This window comes from uncultured Jatrophihabitans sp. (assembly GCF_964244045.1).
In the GTDB taxonomy this organism is placed as follows: Bacteria; Actinomycetota; Actinomycetes; order Mycobacteriales; family Jatrophihabitantaceae; genus Jatrophihabitans.
Genome location: NZ_CAXTHK010000020.1, coordinates 73615 through 80339, shown reverse-complemented (window position 1 = coordinate 80339; position 6725 = coordinate 73615). Strand labels below are relative to the sequence as shown.

7 protein-coding genes are annotated in these 6725 nt (G+C 68.2%); 5 read left to right on the top strand and 2 right to left on the bottom strand.

What is annotated here, in order from left to right:
* Window positions 1-105 precede the first annotated feature (105 nt).
* Both ACFFC4_RS15205 and ACFFC4_RS15200 read right to left on the bottom strand, forming a co-directional pair.
* Window positions 106-966 carry a TetR/AcrR family transcriptional regulator gene (locus tag ACFFC4_RS15205; protein WP_375502334.1) on the bottom strand — a complete coding sequence of 287 codons (861 nt, stop codon included), beginning with the start codon at window positions 964-966 and terminating at the stop codon, window positions 106-108.
* Window positions 967-1066: 100 nt separating this feature from the next.
* Window positions 1067-1435, bottom strand: coding sequence for a PaaI family thioesterase (locus ACFFC4_RS15200; protein WP_375502332.1), 369 nt, complete (start codon window positions 1433-1435; stop codon window positions 1067-1069).
* A gap of 110 nt (window positions 1436-1545) precedes the next feature.
* On the opposite strand from ACFFC4_RS15200, the gene boxB reads away from it, so the two are divergent.
* The 5 genes from boxB to ACFFC4_RS15175 all read left to right on the top strand — a co-directional run bounded on the left by boxB (window position 1546) and on the right by ACFFC4_RS15175 (window position 6718).
* Window positions 1546-3057, top strand: a complete 1512-nt coding sequence (gene boxB, locus ACFFC4_RS15195; RefSeq protein ID WP_375502330.1) for a benzoyl-CoA 2,3-epoxidase subunit BoxB — start codon at window positions 1546-1548, stop codon at window positions 3055-3057.
* Between the two features lie 67 nt (window positions 3058-3124).
* Window positions 3125-4813, top strand: coding sequence for a 2,3-epoxybenzoyl-CoA dihydrolase (gene boxC / locus ACFFC4_RS15190; protein WP_375502328.1), 1689 nt, complete (start codon window positions 3125-3127; stop codon window positions 4811-4813).
* 11 nt (window positions 4814-4824) lie between these two features.
* Entirely contained in the window at window positions 4825-5835 is a 1011-nt protein-coding gene (locus ACFFC4_RS15185) for an NAD(P)/FAD-dependent oxidoreductase (protein ID WP_375502326.1), read from the top strand.
* 23 nt (window positions 5836-5858) lie between these two features.
* Window positions 5859-6188: a ferredoxin gene (gene fdxA / locus ACFFC4_RS15180; RefSeq protein WP_375502324.1), complete on the top strand. Its 330-nt coding sequence runs from the start codon at window positions 5859-5861 to the stop codon at window positions 6186-6188.
* Window positions 6185-6718, top strand: coding sequence for a DUF6158 family protein (locus ACFFC4_RS15175; protein WP_375502322.1), 534 nt, complete (start codon window positions 6185-6187; stop codon window positions 6716-6718). The genes fdxA and ACFFC4_RS15175 overlap by 4 nt, the downstream gene beginning before the upstream one ends.
* Window positions 6719-6725 lie beyond the last annotated feature (7 nt).

Sequence of the window (6725 nt, the reverse complement as noted above, 5' to 3'; positions counted from 1 at the left end):
CGATGGCGGTGTGACCGATGATGTCCTGCAGGTTGCCGATGTTCGTCATGACGTCCCCTTCGTCGCTTGGATAAAGTCGGATCTGACGACCTCTGGCTTACGGTGTCAGCCTCCGCTGTCACCAGCTCTACCCGAGGAGCTGACGAAACTCTCAATCCGGTCCAACATTTGTTCCAGTCCGGTCTTGAACTCCTGCTCCCACAGGTCCGCTGCGAGGCCGCGGGCCAGGCGGTGCACGACCGGGAAGGCATCGGGATCCACGTCGTCGCCAGGATCCACGAGTTCGTGCGGCGTGTCCGCAGAATCGATGGCCTCGCGCTGTGCGGGTGTCCGGGTCGGGCTAAGTCCACCGGGAACCGGGTCGTTCGTGTCCGCGGCGTCGCTGTCGGGGTCCGTCGAGCCGGTCGAGAACGAGCCGTCACCCGGCTTTGGATCGCGCAGAGCCATCGCGCTGGTCTCCAGCAGCAGGTAGCCGAGCAGGAAGCTGTTGAAACTGCGATAGGTGAACAACACCTGCTCGTCGGTGAAACCCTCCGTCGCAAGGCTGGCCAGCAACGCCTCCACCCAGCGGACCGACCGCAGCGGCGGATTGATCCACGGAGCGGTCGGCGGACGCGTGGCGACCAGCGGGAACGCGTGCGGGTGCGCCCGAGCGTAACGACGAACGCCGTGCGCCATCGCGTGCAGGTAAGGCCGCCAACCATCATCGGGGGCAGTTTGCACAAGCGGATCATCGGCGAGCTCGTTCACAACTCGTTCCACGACGGCGTCCAGTAACACCTCGCGGCTGTCCACGTGCTTGTACAGCGACATCGCTCGGACACCGAGCCGGGCAGCCACCGTTCGCATCGAGGCTGCGCCGATTCCCTGCTCGTCGATCAGCGCAAGCGTGGCATCGACGATGCGCGCGACCGACAAGGCTTGTCGACGATCGCGATCCGCCGAGTCGGCTGCGTTGGTCGTCACGCTCGATCCTCATCGTCTGCTCGCACTCACCTCGTCCTACCCCGCCGAGAGTCGCGCCAACATGTCGCTTGGCGCGAGGACTCGATTCGAGCCAGCACTGTCATGACTTGCTAATGATCGCGAAGGTGGCCAGCGCCTCGATCAATGCCTCGCCGTCCTGCGCCACCTGCGCCTCGCAGACCAGCACGTGCTGGCCCTGCTTGCCGACGCGGGCATGCACGGTCAGCAGTCCTTCGTGGCCCGGTCGCAGATAGGCGATGGTCAGCTGGGTGGTCGCCGCGACGGCGCCGTCGTCCGTGGTGCTGCGAACGGCCGCCCCCATCGCGGTGTCGACGAGGGTCGCCAAGACGCCCCCGTGCACCGTCCCGGCCGGATTGAGGTGCCGTTGCTCGGCGTGTAGCTCTGCCCTTGCCGCGCCGTCCTGCGCCGTCAGCGTGCCGATCCCGATCGTGTCTGCGAATCCGTCCATTCCCGCGTCCTACCCAGCAGGGTGATCGACCGACAAACATTCAACAGAATCTTGCGGATTCGCAAGCGTTGTGTAGACAATAGGGATGCCAGCCGACGCGAGGAGATCCCATGTCATTGCACGCGACCGACACCCGAACGGGCAACGCCCCGGCCCCCACCGGGCCGCTGTCGACCATCGACTACAGCGAGCGGATTCCGAACAACGTCAACCTGGCCGGCGACCGCCGGCTGCAGCGTGCGCTCGAGAGCTGGCAGCCGAAGTTCCTCGACTGGTGGAAGCAGCTCGGTCCCGCGCTGCCCACCCAGGACGTTTACCTGCGCACCGCGATTGCCGTTGGCCGCGACGGCTGGGCGCACTTCGACCACGTGCCGATGGAGCAGTACCGCTGGGGCATCTTCCTGGCCGAGCAGGACCCGGACCGCACGATCGCGTTCGGCAAGCACAAGGGCGAGCCGGCGTGGCAGGAGGTGCCGGGCGAGTACCGCGCGGAGCTCATGAGGCTCATAACGGTGCAGGGCGACACCGAGCCCGCGTCGGTCGAGCAACAGCGCGTCCTGGGCAACACCGCGCCGTCGCTGTACGACCTGCGCAACCTGTTCCAGGTCAACGTCGAGGAGGGGCGACACCTCTGGGCGATGGTCTACCTGCTGCAGGCCTACTTCGGCCGCGAGGGTCGCGCCGAGGCCGAGCAGCTGCTCAAGCGCAACTCTGGCGACCTCGACAGCCCACGCATCCTCGGTGCGTTCAACGAGGAGACCACCGACTGGCTGCAGTTCTTCATGTTCACCTACTTCACCGACCGCGACGGCAAGTACCAGCTCGGCACCTTGAAGGAGTCGGCGTTCGACCCGCTGGCGCGCACCTGCGAGTTCATGCTCAAGGAGGAGGCGCACCACATGTTTGTCGGCACCACGGGCGTGCAGCGCGTCGTCGAGCGCACGGCCGAGGTCATGGTCGAGCTCAGCTCCGGGGGAGATGGCAGAGTCGAGCCGGCGAAGATCTTCGCGGCAGGCGCCATCCCGCTCGAGGTCATCCAGAAATACCTCAACTTCCAGTACTCCGTGTCCATGGACCTCTTCGGCTCCGAACGCTCCAGCAACGTTGCGGCGTACTACACGGCAGGCCTCAAGGGCCGCTGGCAGGAGACGCGCCGCAAGGATGACCACCTGCTGACGGACGACACCCGCGAGGTCAAGACGGTGCGCGACGGCACGATCATCAGCGAGACGGTACCGATGCTCACCGCCCTGAACCTCGACCTGCGCGACGAGTACGTCGCCGACTGCGAGAACGGCGTGCGGCGCTGGAACCGGGCCCTTGAGGACGCCGGCCTCGAGCAGCGACTGTTCCTGCCGCACGAGGGCTTCAACCGCAAGGTCGGCGCCTACTCCGGCCACCACGTCAGCCCCGACGGCACGGTCCTCACCGACGAGCAGTGGGACGCACAGGTCGGCGCCTGGCTGCCGAACGACGACGACCGCGCCGCAGTCGCCGCGTTGATGGTGCCGCACTACGAGCCTGGTGAGTTCGCGGGTTGGATCACCGCCCCGAAGACCGGCATCAACGACCAGCCGGTCGAGTTCGACTATGTACACCTGGCCGAGGAAGCACTCGGATGACCGCCCTCCGCTGCGCTCCGGGCGCCGAAGGCCACGCTCCCTCGTCATTCACTCGCGGAGTTCGCTCATGACCGCGCTCGCCGACAAGCCGGTCGTGACGACCGTCGACTTCGACACCGCACCCGAGCGTTACCGACACTGGAAGCTCGACGTCGACGGCGAGATCGCGACGCTCACCCTCACGGTCGACGTTGCCGGCGGGCTCGTCGACGGCTACGAGCTGAAGATGAACTCCTACGACCTCGGCGTCGACATCGAGCTGTACGACGCCACCCAGCGACTGCGCTTCGAGCACCCGGAAGTCAAGGCCGTCGTCGTCACCGGCGGCCTCGAGAAGATGTTCTGCGCCGGCGCAAATATCCGCATGCTCGCGCAGTCCTCGCACGCCTGGAAGGTGAACTTCTGCAAATTCACCAACGAGACCCGCAACGGCATCGAGGACGCCACTGCCAATTCGGGTCAGACCTACCTCGCCGCCGTGAACGGCACCGCGGCCGGTGGCGGTTACGAGCTGGCGCTGGCGTGCGAACAGATCGTCCTGATCGACGACGGCTCGTCGACGGTCTCGCTGCCCGAGGTGCCGCTGCTCGGCGTCCTGCCCGGCACCGGCGGCCTCACCCGCGTCGTCGACAAGCGCTTGGTGCGCAAGGACCACGCCGACATCTTCGCCACCAAGTCCGAGGGCATCCGTGGCGCGCAAGCCGTGGCGTGGCGGCTCGTCGACGAGAGCGTGCCGCGCGCCCGCTTCGCCGACGCTGTCCAGACCCGCGCCCGAACCGCTGCTGCGACCTCCGGCCGACCGGCCGATGCCACCGGCGTGACGCTTACCCCGCTCGATCGACAGGTTGCAGACGAGCGGATCAGCTACCCCTTCGTCGAGGCCCGCCTCGACCGCGCCGCCCGTCGAGTCGATATCACCATCTCAGGCCCCGCAGACGCACCGCCCGCGGACGCGGCCGCGGTGCTCGCCCAGGGCGTCGACTACTGGCCGCTGGCTGTCACCCGAGCCCTGGACGACCTGATCCTGCGGCTACGTACCAACGAGCCCGAGCTCGGCACCTGGGTGCTGCGTACGCAGGGCGACGCTGCGCGTGTCCTCGCCTACGACGCGCAGCTGGTCGAACTGGCCGACGACTGGTTCGTCAACGAGGTGCGCCACTACCTCAAGCGGACGCTGAAGCGCCTGGACGTCACCAGCCGCACCCTGATCGCAGTCATCGAGCCGGGCAGCTGCTTCGCCGGGTCGCTGCTCGAGCTCGCCCTGGCCGCCGACCGGCAGTACATGCTCGACGGCAGCTACGAAGACCGCGACGACGACCTCCCGCCGGCCACCCTCACGGTCACGGCCATGAACACCGGCCCACTCGTGATGAGTAATGACCTGACTCGCCTGCAATCGCGCTTCTGGGGCCGCCCGGACGAGGTTGCAGCCGTCGAGAAACGCCTCGGCGACACTGTCGACAGCACGACAGCCGAGGAGCTTGGGCTGGTGACCATGGCGCTCGACGACATCGACTTCGAGGACGAGCTGCGCATCGTCCTGGAGGAGCGCGCGTCGTTGTCGCCCGACGCCCTGACCGGCATGGAAGCCAACCACCGCTTCGTCGGTCCGGAGACGGTCGAGACCAAGATCTTCGGACGGTTGACGGCCTGGCAGAACTGGATCTTCATCCGCCCGAACGCGTCCGGCCCCGAGGGTGCGCTACGCCGGTTCGGTACGGGTCAGCGGGCCGATTTCGACGTCAAGCGCGTCTGAGCGGCGCGGTCATGACGAACTCAGTCGAGGTTGACCTGCTCATCGTCGGCGCCGGTCCGGTCGGGCTGTACGGCGCGTTCTACGCCGGTGTGCGCGGCCTGCGGGTCGCGGTCGTCGACTCGCTGTCCGAGGTAGGCGGTCAGGTCGCGGCGCTGTACCCCGAGAAGCTGATCTACGACATTGCTGCGTTGCCCGCCGTGAAGGGCCGGGACCTGGTCAACTCCCTCCTCGAGCAGGCCGCGCCCTACGCCCCGGTCTACCTGCTCGACCAGGAGGCGCAGACCTTCGAGCGCGCCGCCGACGGCTGCGTCGTCACGACCTCGGCCGGCACCACGGTGCGGTGCGGGGCGGTCGTGGTCACCGGCGGCATCGGCACATTCACGCCGCGCGCGCTGGCCGCCGGCACCGAGCATGTCGGACGTGGGCTCGCCTACTTCGTGCCCGACCCCGCCGTGCACGCCGGAGCCGACGTGATCGTCGTCGGCGGTGGCGACTCGGCGCTGGACTGGGCGCTGATGCTCGAGCCGATCGCGGCTTCGGTCACGCTCGTGCACCGACGGGCCGAGTTTCGCGCGCACGCCGCGACCGTCGCGGCCGCGCACGCTTCGTCCATCCGGATCGTCACCGACGCACAGGTCACCGAACTGCACGGCGAGACATGGCTCGAGCGGGCCACCGTCCGCATCGACAGCCCGGCCGGCCCGGTCGAGCAGGTGCTCGCGTGCTCGGCGGTCATCGCCGCGCTCGGCTTCAAGGCCAACCTCGGGCCACTGCGCGCGTGGGGCGCCGACCTGCACGACAACCGGCACTTCGTCGTCGACTCGGCGATGCGCACGACTGTCGCCGGGCTGTACGCCGCCGGTGACATCACCGACTACGACGGCAAGGTGCGGCTGATCTCGGTCGGCTTCGGCGAAGTCGCCACCGCGGTCAACAATGCCGCGGTGTTCATCGACCCGGCCGCTGCACTGTTCCCCGGCCACTCCTCTGACCTCGAGACGCCGGCCCTCGTTTCTGCGTAAGACCCGGAAAGGACAATCGCACGATGCCCTACGTGATCGCCCAGCCCTGCATCGACGTGATGGACAAGTCGTGCATCGAGGAATGCCCCGTCGACTGCATCTACGAGGGCGGGCGCAAGCTGTACATCAACGCCAAGGAGTGCATCGACTGCGGTGCCTGCGAGCCGGTGTGCCCGGTCGAGGCAATCAGCCAGGACCGCCGGGTTCCGGACGATCAGACCGAGTTCGTCCAGGACAACATCCGTTTCTTCACCGAGGTGCTGCCCGGCCGCGACGTCCCGCTCGGCGCGCCCGGAGGCTCGCACAGCACGGGCGTCATCGGTGTCGACACCCCGTTCGTGACCGGCCAATGAGCGACCAGGGTCGGCCCGCCGCCGACCTGACCGACGAGGAACTGGAGGCGCAGGGCACCCAGGCCCACGCCACCCGCAACTGGGTGTTCCTGCACGGCACCGCCGAGCAGTTCGCGCGACACACCTCACGCATGCTCGAGCTCGAACGGGAGTACGTGCGCCGCCATCCGCATCGCACCTGGCAGGGGACCGGTGGCGCGTCCACGGACCCTCGCGACGAGGCCGCGGCCCTGCGTGTGGCGCTGCGCGGCATCATCGAACAGCTCGACGCCCTGGCCGCGGAACCGGCGCACAACCCGGCGCAGCCAGGCGGCACCAGCGACCCCGTGCAGGCCGTGCTCATCGAGGTGGCCGCCGCGCCGGGAGGCCGCCTGCACAAACTCGAGGTGCATCAGGCCGCGCGCCGCGCCGGCCTGGACCGCGCCGCACTTGCCGCTCTGTACACGACGCGCCCACCGCTGCTGGCCGCCGAGCAGCACGACCGCGTCATCACCGAGGCCGGCCGCGCCCGGCTGACCACCACCCCGTAGGCGCTTG

What these genes read in the sequence shown, in the direction of transcription:
- fdxA (WP_375502324.1), top strand. Translation starts at nt 5,859, where the DNA reads ATGCCCTACGTGATCGCCCAGCCCTGCATCGACGTGATGGACAAGTCG.
- boxB (WP_375502330.1), top strand. Translation starts at nt 1,546, where the DNA reads ATGTCATTGCACGCGACCGACACCCGAACGGGCAACGCCCCGGCCCCC.
- ACFFC4_RS15200 (WP_375502332.1), bottom strand. Translation starts at nt 1,435, where the DNA reads ATGGACGGATTCGCAGACACGATCGGGATCGGCACGCTGACGGCGCAG.
- ACFFC4_RS15185 (WP_375502326.1), top strand. Translation starts at nt 4,825, where the DNA reads ATGACGAACTCAGTCGAGGTTGACCTGCTCATCGTCGGCGCCGGTCCG.
- ACFFC4_RS15175 (WP_375502322.1), top strand. Translation starts at nt 6,185, where the DNA reads ATGAGCGACCAGGGTCGGCCCGCCGCCGACCTGACCGACGAGGAACTG.
- boxC (WP_375502328.1), top strand. Translation starts at nt 3,125, where the DNA reads ATGACCGCGCTCGCCGACAAGCCGGTCGTGACGACCGTCGACTTCGAC.